Genomic DNA, 1,130 nt, shown 5'->3' with positions numbered 1-1,130 from the left:
CCCTTCTGTTTTTGTCTTGAGCGCTGAACAGCGATGAACTGGACGTTGCGGTGACGGTCATATTTGAGGTCATCGACCCTTAGCTCTTAAGAGTTCGCTGAAAAACCCGCCCACCTCTGCGAAAATAGGCCAACTGCCCACCTGAGATGCGAGGCCACCGGGAGCGCAGCGGCTCCCTGTTCTCCTACGTGTCGATCGAGGAGCGGATTCCGGCCAGCCAACCGCTGCGGCGGATCCGCAAACTGGCCGATCAGGCCCTCGATCGCCTCAATCCTACCTTCTGTGAGCTGTACGCCTCAGAGGGGCGGCCCTCGGTGCCGCCCGAGCAGCTGCTGCTGGCCTCGTTGCTGCAGGCGTTCTACGGCATCCGCTCCGAGCGGCTGTTGCTCGAGCAGCTGCACTACAACCTGCTGTTCCGCTGGTTTGTGGGTCTGAGCCCGGATGATCCGATCTGGTACCCCACCACGTTTACAAAGAACAGAGAGCGCCTCCTCAACGACGACGTCATGGGGCGCTTCCTCGAGAAGCTGATGGGCGCCCCGGAGGTCAAGCCTCTGCTCAGCGACGAGCACTTCTCCGTGGATGGAACTCTGCTGCAGGCCTGGGCGTCGCATGCCTCGCTGGAGCGGATCGACGGAGAGGATGATCCACCGCCACCGCCATCAGGGCCTGGCGAGGGTTTTGGAGCACCAAAGCCCGGAAAGAAGCGTGCGAAAGGGGATTTCCGCGGCATCAAGCTCAGCAACAAGACCCATTGTTCCAGCGTCGATCCGGATGCGCTGCTGGCCCGCAAATCCAATGCCCATCCAGCACTCCCCAGCTACCGGGGGCACGTGCTCATGGACAACCGCCATGCCCTGATCGTCGATTGCAGGGTGACGCAAGCAGTGGGCACCGGAGAGCGGGATGCCGCCAAGGTGATGGCGGCTGATCGTCCCGGTGCCCACCAGAAAACCTTGGGTGCCGACAAGAACTACGACACCAGGGGAATGGTCGCCGAACTCCGGCGGATTGGCGTGACACCGCACGTGGCGCAGAACACCAGCCGCCCTGGTGGTTCCGCCATCGATGGCCGCACCACCTGCCACGAGGGTTACGCCAAGTCGATCCACGCCCGCCGCGGCATCGAG

Annotated in this window: 1 protein-coding gene; it reads left to right on the top strand. The window is 62.8% G+C overall.

The window, feature by feature from the left end; genetic code table 11:
• Positions 1-146: 146 nt before the first annotated feature.
• Positions 147-1,130 (top strand): IS5 family transposase (locus CJZ78_RS13470; RefSeq protein ID WP_094561796.1); only part of this gene is annotated, 984 nt, incomplete at its 3' end.

It is taken from the genome of Synechococcus sp. 8F6 (genome assembly GCF_002252665.1).
GTDB lineage: Bacteria > Cyanobacteriota > Cyanobacteriia > PCC-6307 > Cyanobiaceae > Cyanobium_A.
This window is presented reverse-complemented; position numbering and strand designations above follow the sequence as displayed.